At 41.5% G+C, this 20,682-nt stretch carries 19 protein-coding genes and 1 pseudogene; 5 read left to right on the top strand and 15 right to left on the bottom strand.

The genetic code is table 11. The features are described 5' to 3' along the window. Positions 1–68 precede the first annotated feature (68 nt). The 9 genes from BuS5_RS12730 to BuS5_RS12690 are packed head-to-tail and all read right to left on the bottom strand — an operon-like array spanning position 69 to position 12,019. Complete coding sequence (locus BuS5_RS12730) at positions 69–1,130, bottom strand: branched-chain amino acid aminotransferase (RefSeq protein ID WP_027354384.1); 1,062 nt, start codon at positions 1,128–1,130, stop codon at positions 69–71. A 33-nt stretch (positions 1,131–1,163) separates the two neighbouring features. Next, entirely contained in the window at positions 1,164–1,601 is a 438-nt protein-coding gene (locus BuS5_RS12725) for a PPC domain-containing DNA-binding protein (protein WP_084446091.1), read from the bottom strand. Between the two features lie 53 nt (positions 1,602–1,654). Beyond that, on the bottom strand, positions 1,655–4,090 hold the full coding sequence (gene hdrA2, locus BuS5_RS12720) for a CoB-CoM heterodisulfide reductase HdrA2 (RefSeq protein ID WP_084446088.1): 2,436 nt from the start codon (positions 4,088–4,090) through the stop codon (positions 1,655–1,657). A gap of 4 nt (positions 4,091–4,094) precedes the next feature. Then, positions 4,095–5,687, bottom strand: a complete 1,593-nt coding sequence (locus BuS5_RS12715) for a hydrogenase iron-sulfur subunit (protein WP_027354382.1) — start codon at positions 5,685–5,687, stop codon at positions 4,095–4,097. Further along, positions 5,684–9,121: an FAD-dependent oxidoreductase gene (locus BuS5_RS12710; RefSeq protein ID WP_051374911.1), complete on the bottom strand. Its 3,438-nt coding sequence runs from the start codon at positions 9,119–9,121 to the stop codon at positions 5,684–5,686. The genes BuS5_RS12715 and BuS5_RS12710 overlap by 4 nt, the downstream gene beginning before the upstream one ends. Further along, on the bottom strand, positions 9,118–9,726 hold the full coding sequence (locus BuS5_RS12705) for a 2-oxoacid:acceptor oxidoreductase family protein (RefSeq protein WP_027354381.1): 609 nt from the start codon (positions 9,724–9,726) through the stop codon (positions 9,118–9,120). Before BuS5_RS12705 ends, BuS5_RS12710 begins: the two co-directional genes overlap by 4 nt. Beyond that, a complete protein-coding gene (locus BuS5_RS12700) occupies positions 9,701–10,555 on the bottom strand; it encodes a 2-oxoacid:ferredoxin oxidoreductase subunit beta (RefSeq protein WP_035265730.1) in 855 nt (284 codons plus the stop codon). The genes BuS5_RS12705 and BuS5_RS12700 overlap by 26 nt, the downstream gene beginning before the upstream one ends. Positions 10,556–10,557: 2 nt before the next feature. Continuing rightward, positions 10,558–11,718, bottom strand: coding sequence for a 2-oxoacid:acceptor oxidoreductase subunit alpha (locus tag BuS5_RS12695; protein ID WP_027354380.1), 1,161 nt, complete (start codon positions 11,716–11,718; stop codon positions 10,558–10,560). 43 nt (positions 11,719–11,761) lie between these two features. Next, on the bottom strand, positions 11,762–12,019 hold the full coding sequence (locus tag BuS5_RS12690; RefSeq protein ID WP_027354379.1) for a 4Fe-4S dicluster domain-containing protein: 258 nt from the start codon (positions 12,017–12,019) through the stop codon (positions 11,762–11,764). Positions 12,020–12,328: 309 nt separating this feature from the next. Here BuS5_RS12690 and BuS5_RS12685 point away from each other — a divergent pair, with 309 nt between their 5' ends. Then, positions 12,329–13,117 carry a hypothetical protein gene (locus BuS5_RS12685; RefSeq protein ID WP_027354378.1) on the top strand — a complete coding sequence of 263 codons (789 nt, stop codon included), beginning with the start codon at positions 12,329–12,331 and terminating at the stop codon, positions 13,115–13,117. A gap of 329 nt (positions 13,118–13,446) precedes the next feature. On the opposite strand, the gene BuS5_RS12680 is transcribed toward BuS5_RS12685, so the two are convergent. Beyond that, positions 13,447–14,217 carry a peptidylprolyl isomerase gene (locus tag BuS5_RS12680; RefSeq protein WP_255342824.1) on the bottom strand — a complete coding sequence of 257 codons (771 nt, stop codon included), beginning with the start codon at positions 14,215–14,217 and terminating at the stop codon, positions 13,447–13,449. Between the two features lie 856 nt (positions 14,218–15,073). Between BuS5_RS12680 and BuS5_RS12675 the strand changes: the two genes are divergently transcribed. The 4 genes and pseudogenes from BuS5_RS12675 to BuS5_RS12660 form a co-directional block, all read left to right on the top strand. Further along, entirely contained in the window at positions 15,074–16,294 is a 1,221-nt protein-coding gene (locus BuS5_RS12675) for a D-alanyl-D-alanine carboxypeptidase/D-alanyl-D-alanine-endopeptidase (RefSeq protein ID WP_051374909.1), read from the top strand. A gap of 68 nt (positions 16,295–16,362) precedes the next feature. Then, a complete protein-coding gene (locus BuS5_RS12670; RefSeq protein WP_232223084.1) occupies positions 16,363–16,659 on the top strand; it encodes a transposase in 297 nt (98 codons plus the stop codon). Between the two features lie 24 nt (positions 16,660–16,683). Continuing rightward, complete coding sequence (locus BuS5_RS12665; RefSeq protein ID WP_274427708.1) at positions 16,684–17,025, top strand: hypothetical protein; 342 nt, start codon at positions 16,684–16,686, stop codon at positions 17,023–17,025. A 199-nt stretch (positions 17,026–17,224) separates the two neighbouring features. Further along, positions 17,225–17,398, top strand: a pseudogene (locus BuS5_RS12660) (transposase); the annotation flags it as partial. Between the two features lie 33 nt (positions 17,399–17,431). Here the strand turns inward: BuS5_RS12660 and BuS5_RS12655 are convergent. The 5 genes from BuS5_RS12655 to BuS5_RS12635 all read right to left on the bottom strand — a co-directional run bounded on the left by BuS5_RS12655 (position 17,432) and on the right by BuS5_RS12635 (position 20,303). Next, positions 17,432–17,572 carry a hypothetical protein gene (locus BuS5_RS12655; RefSeq protein WP_274427707.1) on the bottom strand — a complete coding sequence of 47 codons (141 nt, stop codon included), beginning with the start codon at positions 17,570–17,572 and terminating at the stop codon, positions 17,432–17,434. A 507-nt stretch (positions 17,573–18,079) separates the two neighbouring features. After that, a complete protein-coding gene (locus BuS5_RS12650; RefSeq protein WP_027355124.1) occupies positions 18,080–18,280 on the bottom strand; it encodes a cold-shock protein in 201 nt (66 codons plus the stop codon). A 369-nt stretch (positions 18,281–18,649) separates the two neighbouring features. Then, positions 18,650–19,435, bottom strand: a complete 786-nt coding sequence (locus tag BuS5_RS12645; protein ID WP_027355123.1) for an OmpA family protein — start codon at positions 19,433–19,435, stop codon at positions 18,650–18,652. Between the two features lie 222 nt (positions 19,436–19,657). Continuing rightward, the gene (locus tag BuS5_RS12640) at positions 19,658–19,825 is read right to left on the bottom strand and encodes a hypothetical protein (RefSeq protein WP_157487500.1); all 168 of its coding nucleotides are present in this window, start codon (positions 19,823–19,825) and stop codon (positions 19,658–19,660) included. A gap of 172 nt (positions 19,826–19,997) precedes the next feature. Then, complete coding sequence (locus tag BuS5_RS12635; RefSeq protein ID WP_274427706.1) at positions 19,998–20,303, bottom strand: hypothetical protein; 306 nt, start codon at positions 20,301–20,303, stop codon at positions 19,998–20,000. Positions 20,304–20,682 lie beyond the last annotated feature (379 nt).

Genomic DNA, 20,682 nt, shown 5'->3' with positions numbered 1-20,682 from the left:
GGTGATTTCCTGTAACATTTTAGACCTGATAATTTCTCACAAAATAAATTTTTTATGAAAAATTCCGGCTACACCTTTTCGATCCATCCCATGCTGTCTTCAACCCTGCCATACTGAATATCTGTTATTGCATTAAAAAACTTCAATGCCATCGGACCAACCTTTCCATCGTCTATTTTTATAACCCTGTCACCGTATTTAAGCTCTCCGACAGGTGAAATAACAGCAGCTGTTCCGGTTCCGAAAATTTCCTGGAGCTTACCTGAATCATTTGCCTTAAGAACCTCATCTATGCTGATCTTTTTTTCAGAAATTTTCAGATTCCAGTTCTTTGCAAGCGCTATGACAGAATCCCTTGTAATACCGGGCAGTATGCTTCCGTTAAGCATTGGCGTTATTACTTCGTCATCAATAACAAAGAAAATGTTCATGGAGCCTACTTCTTCCACATATTTACGCTCAACTCCATCAAGCCAAAGTACCTGGGTATAACCGTTTTTAGTAGCTTCCTCCCCCGCATACAAACTGGCCGCATAGTTGCCGGGAGTCTTGGCTTCACCCATGCCACCAGGTACCGCGCGGACATGGCTTTTTGTCACCCAGATCTTAACAGGATTAAATCCTTCCGCATAATAAGCGCCGACAGGTGAAAGAATAATGAAAAAACGATATGTGTGAGAAGCGCGTACCCCAAGGTAGGCATCGGTTGCAATGATTGTAGGGCGAATATAGAGTGCGGTACCGGGAGCTTTAGGCACCCAGTCTCGCTCGATATTTATAAATTGCTTTAGAATATCAAAATGAAAAGCCTCATCAAGTTCAGGTATGCATAAAAGATGTGCAGATTTGTTAAATCTACTGATATTTTCTTTTGGCCTGAACATCTGAATGCTGCCCGATTCCGTACTAAATGCCTTGAGCCCTTCAAAAATGGCCTGACCATAATGGAGTACCATGGTGGAAGGATCAAAATTAATTGAACTGTAAGGTTCAATGCGTGGATTATGCCATCCTTGTTCAGGATTATAATCCATATTGAACATATGATCAGTAAAGATTGTTCCAAATGATAGACTGTCATCGTTCGGGTGTTCTTTTAATTTTTTTGCTTTTGTAATGGTCAATTGCATTTTAATACCTCGGAGTTTATTAATATTAACAGCCTATAGTTTCCAGAGCATAAGCCCTGTATTCTTGTCATAAACCCTTTCCAGGGTATTTCCGATTAATTCCTGTAATTCAATTTCTGCAGCAAAAACAATAGTATCGGAAAAAAGATGTCCGCCTGTTGTTTTTCCCTCTTCATCGCATAAAACAATATGGGCATGCGCAACAGGGTTGCCTTCTTTTAAAGAAATATTGCCTGTGCAAGTTAAAATCTCAAGAGGTGCTTTTTCAAAATGTGAAACATAAACCTGCTGTTTTTGGTCGTAAGATCCTGTGGTAACTGAAGAAACAGCGCCGATTATTGAAAAAATCGCCATATCTATTGAAGATTCTTTGCAAAAATTTTCAACTGAGGTAATCAGATCTTTTTTGCAAGGCAGCCTGCCCACAAAAAGGCGACCATGCTGCATTTCCAAACCAGTCATGCTATTCATAAAAAAACCTGTAGATAACACGGAAATAAATAAATTGATATTTTTTTAAGAGATTATGCGCTTTTTTTTTTTAACTTTTTGATAGTTTCTGCAATCTCCTGGTATGAAACACTCTCCCTGAGTTTTTCCATTCTATTCATTACCTCGGCAAATCTGATGCCCTCGGCTGCGCTGATCCACTCAAGCTGGAGACGTTCTTTTCGGATCCCTAATTTTTCCATTTTTTTGTGGACTTTTCGGATTCTTTTTTCGGTCCAGTGATTGGCGTCAATATAGTGGCAATCTCCAATATGACAGCCGCTGATCAGGACAACCGGCGCTCCTTTTTTAAAAGCATGCCAAATGAAATTTTCATCAACGCGCCCGGAACACATGGTCCTTACAATACGAACATTGGGAGGATACTGAAGACGCGAAACACCGGCATAATCGGCGCCGGCATAGGAACACCAGTTGCATGCAAAAGTCAGTATTTTTTCTTTGGGCATTTCATCCAGCAGGGCATCAATCTGGGCGGTGATCTGGTCATCCGTGAAATGGCTCATGGTAATGGCGCCGAAGGGGCATTCCGCCGCGCATGTCCCGCATCCGGCGCATGATGCTGTATTCACAACCGCCGGGGTCTTCTTCTTGACATCAACTGTAATGGCGTTGTATGGGCAGACCTCAGCGCATTTTCCGCAGGATTTGCAGTGTTCCTCAATGACTTCGGAAGTTATCGGCTCGGAGGTTATTTCACCCTTGTGCATCAACCTGATTGCACGCGCTGCGGCTGCCGAAGCCTGTGTTACGCTCTCTTTTATATCCTTGGGAGCTTCGGCGCATCCGGCAAAAAAGACGCCCCTGGTTGCGGCATCAACCGGCTGAAGCTTGGGATGAGCTTCCAGGAAAAAACCATCCGGAGTAAGCTGAAGCCCGAGCATCTCCTGGAGCTTCCGGGTGCTTTTTGACGGTTTTAAACCAAGCGCCAGAACCAGCATGTCGAGATTATGGAATTCCAGCTTCCCGGTTGATGTATTCTCCACCGCGACTTTGAGGCTCCCGTCGGCCTGCTCCTCGACCGTGCCCGGCAAGCCCCTGAGATATTGTACTCCCAGGCGGCGGCTTCGAAGATAGAGATTTTCAAACCCTTTTCCAAAGGCGCGGATGTCTATGTAAAAAACCTTAATTTCAATATCATGGTAATGCTCTTTGAGTAAAAGGGTGCTTTTGATGGTATTCATGCAGCATATATTGGAACAGTATTCACTCCCTTTTCTGGATGAACGGGAACCTACACACTGAATAAAACCTATCGATTTCGGTTTTTTTCTGTCTGCAGGACGAATAAGCTCACCTTGTGAAGGTCCTCCGGCATTGACAAGACGTTCAAGTTCGAGGCTGGTTACTACATTTTCGAATCTTGTATATCCGTATTCATCAAGTTCGGTGGGGTCATAAACATCCATGCCGGTGGCGACAACTATGGAGCCGATATCCTCCACAAACTCAGAGTCGGACATGTGAAAATTTATACAGCCTTTGTCGCAGACATCCAGGCATTTTGCGCATACCACGGGATTGTGGCCCAGGCATTCATTAATATTAATCAGAAAAGAGGAAGGCACGGCCTGGGGAAAAGGCGAATATATGGCCCGGCGTGATGAAAGCCCCATGTTGAATTCATCAGGACGCACCACCGGGCAGACTTTGGCGCACTCACCGCAGGCAGTGCATTCATTTTCATTAACATAGCGGGCTTTTTTTAATATTTTTACTTTAAAATTGCCAACATAGCCTTTAACGTCAACAACTTCACTCATAGTGTGGAGTTTGATTTTGGGATGCCGACCGACATCCGTCATTTTGGGACCGAGAATTCAGATGGAACAGTCCATGGTCGGGAAGGTCTTGTCAATCTGGGCCATAATCCCGCCCACCGAAGGACTCCTCTCCACCATGACAACTTCATATCCGTTATCCGCAAGATCAAGCGCAGCCTGAATGCCTGCAATGCCACCGCCTATCACCAAGGTTCGTTTGGTAAGAGGAAGGGTCTCTTCAAAAAGAGGAGAGAGAATGCGCACTCGTGCAACAGCCATCTTTACAAGGTCGATCGCTTTTTGTGTCGCTTCTGCCGGCTGCTCAATATGCACCCAACTGCATTGTTCACGCAGATTAGCCATCTCCATCAAGTATGGATTAAGGCCGGCCGACTGCATCATCTGCCGGAACGTAGATTCGTGCAGGCGCGGGGAGCATGATGCTATAACAATTTTATTGAGCCTGTTTTCCTCAATATCTTCCTTGATCTCTTTTTGACCAGGTTCCGAACAGGCGTATGATATGTCCTTTGCCAGGACAACATCATCAAGACCGGATGCAAAATTTGCAACTTCGGGACAGTTTACTGTTTGAGCAATGTTAAGTCCGCACTTGCAAACATATACGCCCACGCGTGTTTCCGTCTCATAACCGGTTGCCTTGGTAATAGCTTTAATTGGTTCCATACTTTTACTCCCTGTAGATAGTTCCGGCAATCGCGCTGATTAAATCAACCAACTTGATTTTAAGCTTATCCCCTATGAATGGATCCTCCATGGCACAACTGAGATGTATCTGGCATTTGGGACAGGAGGTTAACATGACATTGCTTCCCGTATCACTAGCCTGACGCAGACGTTTTACCTGGAGCGCCTTGCTGTATGAATCACAGCCGATCCAGGCGCAATTGCCGCAACAGATTGCAGTATTTCCATGATTCTGCAGTTCCTGAAAACCGGCAAGCTTAAGACGTTTTATGAGTTTCCTGGGTAGATCCCTCTGATCATCGATCCAGTTAAGGCGGCATGCATCCTGATATGTTAATCGTTTATTCGATTTTTTAAATTTCACCGCTTCCTTGCTTATTCTATTCTCAAGAAATTCATGGATATATGTAATCTTGCAGTTCAACTTTATTCCATATCCGGGATAATCGTGTGACAGGGTTCGGTAACATTCGGGGCATGATGTAATAATTTCCTCAATATTGAGGCTGTTAATGGAGTTTGCGTTTAGTTGGGCAAGCTTTAAGAAATTATCCCGATCTCCTGACCATAGCAGATCATGCCCGCAGCAGCGTTCATCATTAAAAATGGCCGGCTGTATGTCGAAAAAGTTAAGAAGCCTGAGGCTGTCAATCAAAATTTTGTTGGTATTGACGCCAAGAAATTTTCTGAAAAAGATGTCAAAAAATGGAGCGCACCCTCCAAAAAAAAGTGTTTTGCTATCATGATCAATTTTTATATCTTCAGGAATATCATGCCAGCGCTTTGTCTCGAGCTTGGAGGATGTCATCGTCCGCATCAGGGAATGAAAAAATCCACCATGGTTTTCATGACCATTTTTGCCGTTTTGTTTTAAAAGATGCCTGACATCCCTGATAAATTCGGGAAAATTCACGTTTGAAGGACATCGGTCATAACAGATACCGCAAGTAAGACATGACCAGACATCATTAATTATGGCATCGGATTCAAGATCGCCCTTAAGTATCGAACCTGCTATGGTGCGCGGTGAAAAAGGCTTTCCGATTAATGCCAGTGGACAGGCGGATGTACATTTGCCGCAGTCCTGGCAGGCATATATGTCATACGTGGAAATTATTTCCTCAATAGATTTTTTCTCTACATGCTCAAGTTCAATTTTTTTATCAGGAATAACAGGGCTCGTGCAGAGTGATCTAATTTGATCACAAAAATTGTTTATAAATTTTAAAAAAGCATCCCCTTCGTCAGGCAGAAAGGTGGCCTGCTGCATTCTATCCTTTCCCAGTCCGAGCAGTTCCAGGATATCACGGGTATCTCTGGTATTATCTTCTGCTGTAACTGTTCCTCTTCCATAACGGCAAGTGCCGGATTTGCAACCCACAAGCGCCACCCCATCCGCTCCCATCTCGAACGCTTTTAAAAGCAGGGCTTTACTTATCCTGCCTGTGCATGGAATCCTGACTATTTTAATCTCTACAGGAATATTTTTTTTTTCATCATAAGTATCCTGAAGAGATTGTAGCGCAGTGTGAGGCCCCCAGTTGCAGAGGAAAAGTATTATTTTGTATTCATTCATTTTGGTTTCTCGGGGTTATCAAGAGTGAAAAGTAGCTTCCCTTGTATTAATATTTCTTCAAGGGTATGCTCCAGAAAAGTTTGATTTCGATGCGGACTATCTGCTGCTCCTGTAGGGCATACCGAAATACAGTTGCCGCACCCCATGCAGATTGCCTGGTCAACTGCAGCCGACCATCCTCCGATAGAGTTCTCGTGTAATGTAACCGCGTGATATGGACAGCTTGCAATGCAGCGGCCGCATCCGCGGCATAGATTTTCATTCACAAATACGGTAAAGCCACGGCTTTGACGCGGTCTGCTGGGCATTATGGCAGCCGCATGCGCTGCTGCGGCAGCTCCCTTAATTAAATTGGAGGCATTTATACCGGGCGAATTTGCCAGAAAAAGGCCACGAACAGAAGTGGTTCCAGGATACAAGAATGGTCTGTCGGGTTTACCTGCTTTCTGGATAGAATATGCAACCATGCGGCTTGGAAGACCTGCTTGATGAAGATATGGTATCCTTTTTATTGATTTTTCACCAATAATAACGGTTCCAACCTGCAAGGTCTGCTTTGTTTCTCCTGATTCGATAAAAATTTGAAAATCACCGAGAGTGCCGGTAAAGCCTTTAACTGACGAATTCTCAAAACAGTAAATATTTGGATGATCCGGTTTTTCGTAAAAAGGCTGTTCAGGGCTCCCTAACAAAAAAACATCAAAACCTGATCTGGCAAGAGTCAAAGCGCTGCAAATTGCAGCCTCTGAATTACCTATAACCCCTGTGGTAAAATTATAGTTTCTTGCAAGTACCGGAAGAGGCTTTAACATTCTTGCCATTTTCAGGGAACGGTCGATAAGCCACATAAAACTGTTTAAAGCATTAAACACATTTGCGCGTATAAGGCGGAGGACTTCGCCCCTAAGGTTGCATGTCTCCACCATTGAACGGCTGATACCGGTGCCTTGAAAGAGGGCGTTTTTTAGCCTGCTCCTCTGATCTGTGCATGAACTGCAGATAAAATTTAAGGGACAGCATACGCATGATGCCAGGACTATGCGTGTAATCCCTTTTTCGCGCACTTTCCTTATTATTCCGGTATATCCTTCCTCCAAACAGGCGGCCGGCATAACTTCAGTATGAACGACATCTTTACGTGACTGCAAGTTTGTTAGATATTTGCTCATACTGTCAAGCCAGCCAAAAGAATCGTTGCATCTGCATGCGAATATCCCGATACGAATATCGGATGAGAGCTCTGGTTCAGGTGGAGAAAATGATATTCCATGTCCTTTAAGCCGCTGCGAGGTTCCGCCAAGCAGGTGCATAGCCCTTGCTGCGGACGCATAACCACGTATAAGCATTGCATTAACATCCGGCCTTGCAGCAGCGGGTCCATATGCCCGGATTATATCTTCACCTTTTATATTAGGAGCCATGGAAGGATCAGCTATAATTACTACCCCTCCATTTATGTTTATTTCTTCAGATGCGGCAGAGTGATTTATGGCTCCTACATTGCAGACTTCCACGCATTGCATACATTCCGAACATACTCCGCATTGCAGGCACCGCTCGGCCTCAATGATTATCTGGGTTTTTTTCAAGCCCAGGGCTACCTCATCAAAATCTTTTATACGAATTGCCGGCTGCCGCTCAGGTATTGTGGGCCGGGCAAGGGAGGGTATATCCTGTGGGATTTGAGGAAAATCCCTGCTGGCAGGTCGCGAGGGACGATTTTCCGGTTCAATATTCAACCCTGAAGTTTTGCTTAAATCAAGATGAACCGACATGGCCGTCTTTCTGCCTGCCGCCATGGCCTCGACAACCGAGGATGGCCCGGAAACAGCATCACCGGCTGCATAAACCCCTGTAAAACTTGTATGCATGGATTGATCAGTTAAAATATACCCATGCTCATTAATATCGCATTTAGGGCGGGCACTGGAGCCAGCTCCTACGGCAAAAGGACTTTTCTGACCGATAGCGACCAGGGCCATATCAAACTCAAGTTCAAAAGATTTGCTGCCCGGGATAATTTCCGGCCAGCATATCCCTGTGACGTCCGGTTCCCCAGGCATTGTGGGTTTGCAGCTGATTGATTCAAGTTTTTCGCCCGTTCCGATAAATTCCACGGTCTTTGCCTGGTCTATTATCGAAATCCCCTCTTCTTTGGCAGCCTTTATCTCTTCTTTATCTGCGGGGATCGATGCATGGGAAAACCATGAAAGGATCGTTACATCAGAGCCTGTTCTTGCAACAGTGCGCGCAAGATCGAAAGCTGCATTTCCGTCTCCGATTACTGCTATTTTTTTTGGCAGACCGTTAATTTCGCTATTATGAAATTTTCTAAGAAAAGAGATGCACCCCTCAACACCTTCAAGCTCTTCGCCCGGCACTCCAAGCATGCGATCCGACCATACCCCTGTAGCAAGGATTACCGCATTGAATTCTTTTGCCAAACGGTCAATATCTATTTTGAGGTCAATATTACTTGAAGTGACAAAATTCACCCCCAGGTTTTCTATATATTTAAGTTCGGTATCGAGAATCTTTCTTGGGAGCCGGTGGGAACCGATGCCGTAACGAAGCAGCCCGCCGGCCTGGTTCTCTTTTTCAAAAAGAGTGACGTTATATCCTGATTTGGCAAGCTCCGCTGCTGCTGCGAGTCCCGAGGGACCTGAGCCGATGATTGCAATTTTTTCAGGTCTTTTCCCGATATTTGATATTTTTGGATCAATATTATTATTTATGTCTCCGGAATGAGATAATTCGTAATCGGCAAGAAACCTTTTTATATCCCTTATCGCCAGTGGTTCATCCAGTTCATTGCGGCGGCAGGCATCTTCACATGGATGGGTGCAAATACGCCCGCAAATTCCGGGTAAAATATTATTTTTCCTGATCAGGGCCAAAGCTTCGGCGAACTTGCCTGTCCTTGCAAGATTTATATACCCCTGCGCGTTGACTCCCAGGGGGCAGTTTGCCTGGCATAAAGGCTGCATTCTTTTATCGATAACAGCTCTGCCGGGAATGCTGCGACGACTGTTTAGTTTAACTGCTTTTTCACCGCAGGGAAGGGATACAGGGCATACTTCTACGCAACGTCCGCAAAGAGTACATTTGTCCGGGTCAATAAAAGTCTGGCTGCGTTTAATTCGTCCACGAAATCCCTGGGCGCTGTGCTTGATTGAAATGACTTCGGCAGGAAGAAAGACCCTGATGGCGGGGTTTCTCAAGATTCTTATAAGTCCGGGCCTTAAGGCATGATTCAGCGGGATTCCGGATTTAAGTTTCCATTCTTCAATAGCGAGTTTTTGGTCTATGTCGAAATCCGAATCTATAAGTGTAACCGGTATGCCCAACTCTTCAAGTTTGTTGGCCGCTGCTACTCCTGACGGAGTGGCGCCTATAACTATAACACGGCGCAATCTGTCTTTTTGGGTCTTCATAACCCGGCTCCAGTTAGGCCGGTTACTTTCTTTTCCCCACCCTTAAGTGCCGCCAGACCATAATAACAACCAGCATCAAAGGCCTTGATATTTAATTCCCCAGTCCCTTTGGGCACTGACTCCGCCACGGTACTTTTTGCCGCATCCATCGATATTACCTTTGTTACGGCAGTGACAAAACCTAGCATTATGATATTTGCCATCATTGTTTTGCCGAGTTCTTCGGCCATACGAGTGGCTGGTATGGAGAAGCAATCGACTTCCGCTTTTTTATTATAGCGAACCAGATCCTGGTCAACAAGAATGGTATTTCCTGTTTTTATACTCGCTTTATATTTGTCATAACCTGACTGGGACATGCAGGCCAGTATATCGGGTGATTTAATATAAGGAAAATGAATGTTTTTATCAGAAATAATGACCTGGGCGCTGCATGCGCCGCCGCGGGATTCAGGACCATATGACTGAACCATTGTGCTCTCCATATGATCGCCGATAGCTGCCGTTTTGCCCATGATACGGCCTATCAGAATGATACCCTGGCCCCCGAACCCGGTTATAATAATCTCTTTTCTTTTTTTATTCGTTTCTATAGAGTTTGTCATATTTTTCACTATGCGTAGGTTTATCAATATCTACAAATTTACCGAGGATAATCCCCTTTTCCATATCTATATCAATCTCGGAGGGGTCTGCTCCATTCTTGATAATCGATTTTTCCTGATAGATTTTAAGTGTTTCAAGAGGTTTTTCCTTATTCCTGCGCCCGTAATTTATCGGACAGGGGGAGAGAACTTCTATAAATGAAAAACCTTTTTTTGAAAGCGCCTCATTTATAGAGACTGTCAGGTCCCTGGTATGAAGCATTGTCCACCTGGCAACATATGTGGCCCCGGATGCATACGCCAGGAGGGGCAGGCTGAATGGATTTTCCGAATTACCGGCAGGTGTTGTGGCCGTTTTGGCATTGTGCGGCGTTGTTGGCGCAACCTGGCCACCGGTCATTCCATAATTCAGATTATTCACACAGATTACCGTAATATCTATATTCCTTCTGGCTGCATGAATAAAATGGTTTCCGCCTATTGAAAAAAGATCCCCGTCTCCGCTGAAAACAATTACATTCAAATTTCTGTTGGCAAGCTTTAAACCAGTGGCAAAAGGAATGGCTCTTCCATGGGTTGTATGAAAAGAGTCGAGCTTCACATAACCGGCTGCACGGCCTGAACACCCTATTCCCGAAACCATTATAAATTTGTCTAAATTGAATTCGTTTTTCCCTGTTGCAGCGCACTCCTTAATAGCAGTCAGACATGATGCGAATATGGTTCCTATTCCGCATCCCGGACACCAGATATGAGGAATGCGATCTTTTCGGATCAAGTCATCCAGAGGGTGATTCTGCTGCTTATTCGGTCTGTTAACAGGTGTCATATTTATAGAACCTCCTCAACCATCGCCAGGACCCTTTCAGGAGGTATAACCGTGCCGCCTGGGTGTCCAACCAGATATGCCGGAGTTTTTCCTTCCGTGCAACGTTTGACCTCCCGATGGATTTGACCTAGATTGATTTCAACTGTGATCAAGGCTTTTGTCCTTTCTGCCAGTGCCCTGATATGATCGTCCGGAAAAGGCCATATGGTAATCAAGCGCAGGAAACCTGCCCTTATTCCTTTTGAACGGGCCATATCCATGGCTTCCAAACAGGTACGGGATGATATTCCGTATGATATAAATATAATTTCTGCGTCATCAAGGAAAAATTTTTCAGTTTGAATGATTTGATCAAGATTGTTTATAATTTTTCCGGTCAGCCTCGTCATCATCTCTGCCTGGGCATCGACTGTCATTACCGGATAACCTTTTTCATCGTGAGTAAGGCCGGTTACATGCATCTTGTACCCATCTCCGGCAGCCGGCATAAGCGCCACACCGTTCAGCCCTGGTTCAAAAAGTTTAAAGCGATCCTTTCTCCCTTTCGGCCGAAGACGGTTTAGTGTTTCGATTTTTTCTGCCCCAGGTATGATAACCTTTTCACTCATATGCCCGACAATTTCATCGGTCATTATAATTACAGGCAGGCGAAAAGTTTCGCTCAGGTTAAAGGCGGTGATGGTCTGATAAAAAATTTCCTGGGGTGAGGATGGGGCTAAAACAATAATTTCATAATCCCCATGGGAACCCCACCTGGCCTGCATCATATCAGACTGCGCTCCCTGGGTGGGCAGTCCGGTCGAGGGTCCGGCCCGCTGTACATTTACGATAACGCATGGTGTTTCAGTACAAATTCCAAGACCTATAGTCTCCATCATAAGGCTGAAACCGGGTCCGGAAGTTGCCGTCATGCTTTTCAGACCTGCCCAGGATGCGCCAAGCACGGAGGTTAGAGCCGCAATTTCATCTTCCATCTGGATAAATGTTCCGTCAACCTTGGGAAGACGGACAGCCATTTGTTCAGCGATTTCAGTTGCAGGTGTAATCGGATATCCTCCGAAAAAACGACACCCTGCCGCAAGCGCACCCTCTGCACAGGCAGCATCACCTGTCATAAAATGTTCGCCTGTAAGCACTCTTGATTTAGTTATATTTTCAGTCATATCAAATAAATAGTAGACCTTATAAGAAATAAAAATCCGGGCACTAAACAGCTTCTACTGAATAAATTGCGAATTCCGCACAAATAACTTCGCAATAATGGCAGTTCACGCAAGATTCCGGGTTTACCGCAACAGGGGGATGATAACCTTTTTTGTTAAATTTGTCTGAAACCTGAAGCACTTGCCTGGGACAAAATTCAATACAATATCCGCAGCCTTTGCACCGGTCATCCAGAATGCACACCTCTCCCAAGGTGATATCTATTTCGTTTGCATCAAAGGGAATCCTCCAGAACTCCATGGCACCTTTCCAATAAAATTAATAATCCGGTAAAAAAAGTTTTGATTTTGCCCGTATGTTTAAGGTAAAATCAAATAATAAATTATTTCTATCAATTATTCCTAAATGTGTCAATATTAATCGGCAGAGAAAAATATAAATATAAGATTCCCCCATAGTTTTAGGGAGTGTGTCACGTATTTTTTAATTAATAAAAATCAATATATGAATATCTTGCTAACCACGATATTTTTATATAACAAAAAATATAGCTAAATTCAAATTTTTTATAGAAAATGATAGATACCCCCAAATAAAAAGGAAATGGTAATGTCTTTTAAAGAAAACCTTATAGATAAAATTAAAATCGACAAGATTGCGGAAAAAGTGCTGCATTCAATAGGACCGCCCGGCAGTAATCGCAAGATAGATAAGGCCGCCATGAAATCCCTTATGGAAAAAAGCCCTTATAAATTCAGGAAGGCCCGGGACCTTGAGCTTTTTGTAAAGGAAGGTGATGCAGGCCGGGACAAAATTCTTGTTTTAGATAATGAGCTTGCCCTTTACAAGACCAGTGTCGATGATGTGGCTATGCGGAAGTCTCCAACCGTAAAGGAGATGCTTTACTTCAGGAATGCAATAAAGATATTAAACGACAAAGATGTTGTTGTAAGCAAGAGAGAGGAATCACTTGAAACCATTCATCAGGAATGTGTGGATATGATCGATCTCACGTTTAATAAAGCCGACATAGCGGATATCGAAAAAGAGGGTGCTGCTTCTTTGAAAAACGGTTACATGGAAGGGGTGATAGAATCGCTTGAGCTTTTTGCAGAACTTCTTGATTACAGCTCGCCTCCCAGGGGATTTAAAATCCCCCACCACCTGATCATGGGCGCTTTGACCAAAGCAAAAACCGATGAGGTCATGTTCGGTCCGATTCTGATTTACAGCAATGTACACAATACTCTCAAATTAATCGATGATCTCATAGGAAATTATGACAAGGGCAAAATAGAGCTGTTTAAACAGATTGTCGCCGGAAAAACACCAGCCTCTCTTGAGGGAGAAAAAGTATTTAAATTTCTTGGAGAGGCTACTGTTAATCGAGGCCATTAGGGCTCGCACAAAAATAACTTTACATTTTAAGCGTCGATTCATCCTGTCTGACTGCGTTACGAAAACGTAGAAATATCTTGATATTCTTACGTTTTGCGCGCCGTGCCAGCCAGGCGCCTCAACACTTAAAATTGCGAACTTATTTTTGCGTGAACCCTTAGGATCGCAAATCAAATAACTTGAACAATATTATTTGTCTTTTGGCCCATCTGCTGTGTTGTATTAAAGGCCGAATACTTCGAGTATTCAACCTTTAATGCGCCTTGCAGATGAACCAAAATTCTTCATAATCTTTGTCCAATTTATTTAATCTCCGATCCTTAGCTTTTCTATTTCTTTTCTTCTGTCTGCTTACTTATTGAAACTATCGTAACATCCTCGACAGGTTTGCTGCCGGCTCCAACTTTAACAGAGCCGATTTTATCGACAATATCCTGGCCTTTAACTACTTTACCGAAAACAGTATGTCTACCTGTAAGCCAGTCGGTATCAATCAGGTTGATAAAAAATTGGGAACCGTTTGTATTCGGGCCGGAATTGGCCATTGCCAGGCATCCCCGTTCAGGAGTATATGGAGACCCTTTTTCACTGTATACGTAACCAATGTTTTCCAGGGCATCTTTAACTGTCATTGAAAAAAGTATTTTTTCCAGTTCCTCTTTTCTCTGGTTGAGTTCATCCTGGGAATTTATGTTCATCTTTTTAAATAATGGGTTTAAGATATTTCGCTGGTATTCTTCTCTATTCTTTACCATAAGATAAGGGTTGGGGCCTTTGGTTTTATCCATAGCAACTATCTTGTCCAGTCCTAAAGCATCTGCATCAATTTCGTCTTTAAATTTATAACCAGGGCCTCCGGTCCCGTTGCCAAGGGGACATCCGCCCTGGATCATAAAATCCTTTATAACCCGGTGGAATATCAAACCATTATAAAATGGTCGTTTGACCTTTTTGCCGGTCTTGGGGTCTGTAAATTCCTTTGTACCTTCAGCCAGTCCTATAAAATTATTTACTGTTTCCGGTGCCTTGTCAGCAAACAACTCAATCTGAATATCTCCCATAGAAGTTTTTATTATATAAATTGGGTTTTCAGGTTTCAATTTCTCTCCCTTTTCAGCTCTGGAATCAACGCTGTTTAATAAAATAACACTAATAATTACCAATAATACCAATAACTTTTGCATATCATTATTCCTTTTTTTGTAACTTCTCAATAAATTATTCCCATGCTTAACACCCCTGGATTCCAAGGGTAATCTTTTTTAACATCCCCCAAATTTGATCTATAGATTCTCTAATTTTCTGAAAATCTATAGACCAACATCCATTATTAAACTTTCCGTTTTAATTGCCTTTTAACAGTTTAAATTAATTAAAAAACACTTGCAAAACGCATTTTTTTATATATTTTATATCTAAGTAAAAATATAGTATCGTTTAAATAATTCAACTTTCTGGTTTGCGGTTAATTCGGTAGTCAAAACCCTGAAGGGGTTAAATATACCAGCCCAGGGCGTTACCCTGGGCTATTATATTGTGCCCTTTCAGGGCTAAAAAGCTTTTATAAACTCAACTTTCGGAGTTAAAATGTGCTTCAATAATTTCAATATGTTAGATATCTAAAATCGCAAATTTTATAGCATTAAAAAGAGTTTTTATAAATTATATTTTAGAGATATTTCTACATAATATCTTGAAGTTATATAAAATTATATATCTGCATCAAGTCCGAAAGTCCGAAAGTTGAGTTAAATAATTTATATAAATAATAAACACTCATTGTGCAATACCCTTGTATATAAAATAGAATCAAAGCACTAGCGGAAGAGCATCGTTTTTACAACTAACCGGTTTTATAAATAGGTAGGAAGAGTTATTATAATACTCCGATGACTGATAACGCAGTGAAATTATTTATGTGACGGTCTATACATTACAAGCAGCTTCTTACATCCAATGCCAATATTTTCCAAATACATAAAAATATTATTTATCCTGTTCGGTTTATTTTTCCTGGAAAACCATTCCCTTTCCGCTGAAAAGCCTTTAAATCCGGATACTATTTGCGCAAAAAATGAAGCTGTCCTGGTATCTGACAGCATGGGAAAGATTCTTTTAAGCATAAATGCCGATCAGAAACTGATACCTGCTTCAATCCTGAAATTATTAACAGCTCTTACGGCCTTTCATTATCTCGGTACGGACTACAGGTTTGCAACTGAATTCTATATTGACGATAATATGAATTTAAAGATAAAAGGATACGGAGATCCGCTGCTGACATCAAAAGTTGTCCAGGAGATCTCCGGAACGTTAAAAAGAAGACTGCCAGATGCCGGGCCTGCAATCGGTGACATAATCCTGGATGATTCCTATTTTGCAGACCGGATTATAATACCTGGGAGGTCATCTTCTCCGGAACCGTATGACGCACCCAACGGAGCGCTGTGCGTTAATTTTAATACTGTTTTTTTTAAACGCGCCCCCAACGGTTCTTTTGTCAGCGCTGAGCCTGAAACACCTCTTTTGCCTTTTGCTTTAAAAAGAATCAAAGCCTCCGGTATAAATAACGGTAGAATAGTACTCTCGCATTTCAAAAAAGAGAATAGACTCTATGCTGGTTATATGTTTCAATATTTTATGGCAAAACAAGGTATAAAGGTAAAAGGCAGGGTGCGCCCGGGGAGGATAGATACTGAAAAGGATAGGCTGATCTTCAGATATTATTCAAAGTTTACTATAAAACAGGTTGTTTCCAAACTCCTTGAATTTTCCAATAACTTTATTGCCAATCAAGTACTCATCGCTGTGGGAGCGGATGCTTTCGGAGCTCCGGGAACATTGCAAAAGGGTGTTAAGGCGATGCTTGCCTACTCAGGGGAGCAGCTTAAAGCATATAATATTAATATTAGTGAAGGTTCGGGGATTTCAAGAAAGAATAGAATTTCGGCACGAGACATGCTTAAAGTTATTGAGGATTTTAAACCTTATCGTAATCTTATGCGCCATTCCGAAAATGAATACTTCAAAACCGGAACCTTAAAAGGGGTTAGTACCCGCGCAGGTTATCTGGTAAATCAGGAAGGTGCTCTTTTCAGTTTTATTATTATGATCAACAAACAAGGGAAATCCGCAAAAAAAATTATGAAAAAGATACGTTTAATCGTTGAAAATTAAGGAATAATTCGGGGGACACCATACTTATTTACTGTTGACTATAAATTGCAATTATCCTATGGAAGGCTATGCCAAGAATAGTAAGAATAGTGGCACCGGGGATACCACATCATATCACTCAAAGAGGGAACAGACGGTTAGAAACCTTTTTTTCTGATAAGGACTATATTGCCTATATCGATTTGATGAAGGAATGGTGCGATGCCCATGGAGTAGAAATATGGTCCTACTGCCTGATGCCTAATCACGTCCATTTAATTGCTGTCCCTGAAACCAAAGAATCGTTAATGCTTGCAATTGGAGAGGCCCATAGGCGGTATTCGCGAATGATCAATTTTCGTGAAGGCTGGAAGGGACATTTGTAGCAAGGCAGGTTTGCTTCTTATGTTTTGGATGAAATTCATTTGTTGGCATGTGCCCGTTATATTGAAATGAATCCAGTCAGGGCAAACCTTGTAAAAGATCCAACGCATTGGACATGGAGCAGTGCTTTCGCTCATACTAATGGTGGCGAAGATAAGCTTGCGAAAACACAATCTTTAATTCAATTAGTAAATAAGGATTGGGCTCAATTTTTGTCGGAAAGTATTACAGCAAAAATGCGGAGTCGATTGCAAAAACATGAGAGAACCGGTCGGCCAGCCGGGAATATTCAATTTATTAAAAAATTGGAAAAATCGTTGGGTGTGACGCTGAAACTTAAAAAACCGGGGCGAAAACCGAAGAAATAGGTATGGTGTCCCCTGAATTTAACGCTCCTTAATCCACCCTACAATTTTATATAAAAGTTGGTAGTTTGTAGGGTGGATTAAGCTAAGCGAATCCACCAAAAAAATTGATTGTTAATCAATTTTTTACTATCAGATCGTTATAATGAGGTAAAATGAGTTTGTAAATTTTTGTTAATAGTTTCTCTCATGGGAAAGTCCCAAAAAAATCCATCGAGATTTGATAAAATATAAACGAATGACAGGGTTGCATTTTTGGGCCAAGGGCTATTGTGTAAGTACAGTCGGTTTCGATGAAGCCGTCATTCGTAAGTATATTCGGGAACAGGACAGTCATGACAAAAAACAGATGGAATTTAATTTTCATGATGAATAAATAGCCCCAACGGGGCTTTCCCTATAACAATGCCTACATCTTGGGGGCTTCCTGAGGCTCCTCTTCTGATTTTATAGCTTTTTTATCCAGTTTGGCTTGTCTTTTTTGCTCTTTCTTTTTTTGCTTTGCCAGTTCTTTTTGACGTTTTTTGAATTGAAAATTTGGTTTTGCCAATTTTGCTCCCTTTCTTTGCTATTATTCTTTATACAGACCTCGTATTTTTATCAATATTAATTAGACGCTATGATATCTAATAATCTGAATATATTTATAATTAAAGCTATAGTGTAAAGCTGTATAAAAATTGGACACGGCAATTTTCATGCCATCGTTTTGTTTAAATTAATTCAATAAGTTAGTGGTAAAATTTATAAAAACATTGTCGAACTCAAATACCGAGGTCTGTTATATGAAAGAACTGCTTTAGTCACAACATATTGTGACTGGATCGATTTTTACACACAACCAATGCCCAAAATGATAGAACTATCTTTCATTTTTTGTTGTGCCCGATAGGGCATAGGGCTTCTTGCTTGCTAAATAACGGAAAGAATCGTGGAATGGACTTTTTTTAGGTCTGAGATTATAGAAGAATGGATCTTTGAGTGTACATTCAAATGAAAAGAAAGGGCACCCCATCAATATAAGAAGGAATGCCCTTTTTTCATTGGAAACAAAAAATTAGACTACAGTTACATTTGCAGCGCAAGGACCTTTTTGTCCTTGTTCTATTTCAAAAGAAACTTCGTCTCCCTCACTGAGGGATTTAAAACCGGTTGCATTGATTGCCGAATGATGAACGAAAACATCCGCTCCACCTTCATGCTCAATAAACCCGAATCCTTTTTGATCGCTAAACCACTTTACAGTTCCATTAGCCATAGTGACTTCCTCCTTTCAATAAAATTATCTTAGTTCCAAACTTCAGGATGCCACTACTTAAAATGGATATTCCTTGGGGGAGAAACCGGCCTAAAAATTAATACAGGCCATCAAAGATTTATTATAAAATAGTCATAATTAATCTTATGTCAAATTATTATTTTAACAAACTCCTTCCTGTTTATACTTTTTGAAGACGGTGCTCCCTATCACGGAGCGGCATTTATAAAAGATTATGCAAAAAATAAAGCACAAGGCCGCTTATTTATTTGCCGGTTGCCCTCATATTCTACAGATTAAGCAGTCAATGAAGGTGATAGTGGCTATTTTTCGACAAGAATTACCTTGAATGTTACCCTGCGGTTCAACCTACTGTCTTGGTCTGTTATTTTTTTTTCGCAAAGGCTCATTTGAACCCGCGCCAATAGTGATAAAATTGTCGCGTCCAAGTTCTTTTGAGATGAAAATTGATAGTATACACTCTGAACGTGCCAGGCTGACAGTCATATTTAATTTATCCGAACCGCTGCTATTTGTATGTCCGACGATTTTTATACGGATATCCCTGTTTAGTAGATTGGCCAAATTAAATAATTTTGATATATTTCCTATCAAATCGATGATCATGATCTCCTGACCAGTCGCGATTTTTTTTTCATTAAAATGAAAAAGAATAGACTCTTTTTCAATCTTTTTTTTAATGACTTCAAAATTTTTCAAATCAGTGTCAAGTAGGCTGTCATCATGAAAATATAGAATGCCGGTAATCTTTTTTAAAATTTTATCTGTTTCATCAATCCATTGATGAGGTGCCGACCCCTGTAGGTAAATAACACCATTTTTTAATTCAATTCTTACTGTTGCCGGGGGGGTAAGAATGTTTTTGATTCTTTTCAGTATAAATTTCGGGTCAGGTGATTGGTAGTGCTCCCAATGAAAAATAGCTCTGTCAGGTTCAAGCTTTGCGTGTTTCAGTATTTTTACAGGATCAGGCGCTAAGGGATCACAAAGCCCGGAAATGTGATATTTGCCGGAACGTTTTTCAGTGTCTGTAACAACAATTCCAGGTTCACCATTTAATCTTTTTAGAAAATCTGCCCATCGTTGATTGTCTCGATAGTAAGAAACTGACCAAATTCCGATAAAAAGAATCACTGTGACTAAAATAATCCATAACAGGGGAGATATTTTGTTTCTCTTTGGTTTAAACTAAAATTGAAGGCAGTATTCAAGGTTATTTCTGATAGATTTAAAAGGGGCGGGATCACCTTCGAAAGATTGAAGTGCGTCGCTCTGTTGAAGGTGTATTTCGTCTAAAGTCTCCCGCCATCCTCAAGGCATCAAGGCCTTCGCCTTTTGACACCACATGCTGAAGTGTCAGCCCGGTGTCTCTATGTATGAGAAAGACTTGTCAACCTGGTATATAAGGGTATTGAGCAAGACAACTTTGGCAAACTGTTTTTTAGTGGTCAGGGCTTTTATCCGCCACTTCAGCCCCTGCAAGGAAAAAGTTTGCTCAACAACATGATTGATTGAATGAATCATATTGAGGATTGCCGAGGAAATGCCTTTCCTGATAGAAGGGCCCATAACAGGATAAAGGATATTCACAAGTGCCTGGGAATTTTTTTTGATAGACGCCTTGATTTGGGGTGTCCAAAAACTCAGTTTTGTGGCTACTTTTTTTGCTCAACTTTTGGCCCTATCATGAGTGCGATTAATATCTTGGCACATTGTTGGGGTCATGAAATGCAGCATTAAAATTATCTTCCCCAACCAAATCCCGGCATTCTTTGCACTCCTGCCATATCCCTGAATGGCTGTTATTGTACTGAAAATGACAGAGACTCTCGTGCTCGTGATGATATTGGCAATAATCTCCACCTTTTATAGATGCAAAAGAAGTGTCACAGCAAATCCATTGGTCACAACATTTTGTTTTTATTAAAGGAACAGAATCGTTTCCACAAAAGCTACAATGTTTGCCAGGGATTATTTTTGCTTGCAATCTATCATATGTCATTCAGGCACCTTCAATATTTTCAGTAAAATTTGCGTAGACCATAACAAAATGCCGTCAATAATTCAAAATTGCTGATTGAAAAAAATTATTATTCCCTATATATTCAAATATTTTAACCAAAAAGATGGTTATTGCTATGAGTAAAGTTTCAAAATTAAAAAAAGTAGAACTGCCTGGAAAGACAAAGCAGTTGATCGTACTCGTATAATTAAGTATCAGAAAGCTGAGCTGAAACGTACTAAAAATGAACGAAATAAATACAAGTCTGAACTCCGGAAAAATAGACAAGAATTAGAACAAGAACGTAAAAAGAACACATTGTCGGTTAATAGTAAGGAGGAATTGATTTTTATTTCTTTACGCCTATTTTTGGTCGGAC

Origin of the sequence: Desulfosarcina sp. BuS5, assembly GCF_028752835.1 — a bacterium.
In the GTDB taxonomy this organism is placed as follows: Bacteria; Desulfobacterota; Desulfobacteria; order Desulfobacterales; family BuS5; genus BuS5.
The sequence above is the reverse complement of the archived record's forward strand: the minus strand, read 5'-3'. Positions and strand labels throughout refer to the sequence as shown.

Coding starts and splice junctions, on each gene's coding strand:
- BuS5_RS12730 (WP_027354384.1), bottom strand. CDS start 1,130: ATGCAATTGACCATTACAAAAGCAAAAAAATTAAAAGAACACCCGAAC.
- BuS5_RS12725 (WP_084446091.1), bottom strand. CDS start 1,601: ATGAATAGCATGACTGGTTTGGAAATGCAGCATGGTCGCCTTTTTGTG.
- BuS5_RS12715 (WP_027354382.1), bottom strand. CDS start 5,687: ATGAATGAATACAAAATAATACTTTTCCTCTGCAACTGGGGGCCTCAC.
- BuS5_RS12710 (WP_051374911.1), bottom strand. CDS start 9,121: ATGAAGACCCAAAAAGACAGATTGCGCCGTGTTATAGTTATAGGCGCC.
- BuS5_RS12705 (WP_027354381.1), bottom strand. CDS start 9,726: ATGACAAACTCTATAGAAACGAATAAAAAAAGAAAAGAGATTATTATA.
- BuS5_RS12700 (WP_035265730.1), bottom strand. CDS start 10,555: ATGACACCTGTTAACAGACCGAATAAGCAGCAGAATCACCCTCTGGAT.
- BuS5_RS12695 (WP_027354380.1), bottom strand. CDS start 11,718: ATGACTGAAAATATAACTAAATCAAGAGTGCTTACAGGCGAACATTTT.
- BuS5_RS12690 (WP_027354379.1), bottom strand. CDS start 12,019: ATGGAGTTCTGGAGGATTCCCTTTGATGCAAACGAAATAGATATCACC.
- BuS5_RS12685 (WP_027354378.1), top strand. CDS start 12,329: ATGTCTTTTAAAGAAAACCTTATAGATAAAATTAAAATCGACAAGATT.
- BuS5_RS12675 (WP_051374909.1), top strand. CDS start 15,074: ATGCCAATATTTTCCAAATACATAAAAATATTATTTATCCTGTTCGGT.
- BuS5_RS12670 (WP_232223084.1), top strand. CDS start 16,363: ATGCCAAGAATAGTAAGAATAGTGGCACCGGGGATACCACATCATATC.
- BuS5_RS12650 (WP_027355124.1), bottom strand. CDS start 18,280: ATGGCTAATGGAACTGTAAAGTGGTTTAGCGATCAAAAAGGATTCGGG.
- BuS5_RS12640 (WP_157487500.1), bottom strand. CDS start 19,825: ATGATTCATTCAATCAATCATGTTGTTGAGCAAACTTTTTCCTTGCAG.
- BuS5_RS12635 (WP_274427706.1), bottom strand. CDS start 20,303: ATGACATATGATAGATTGCAAGCAAAAATAATCCCTGGCAAACATTGT.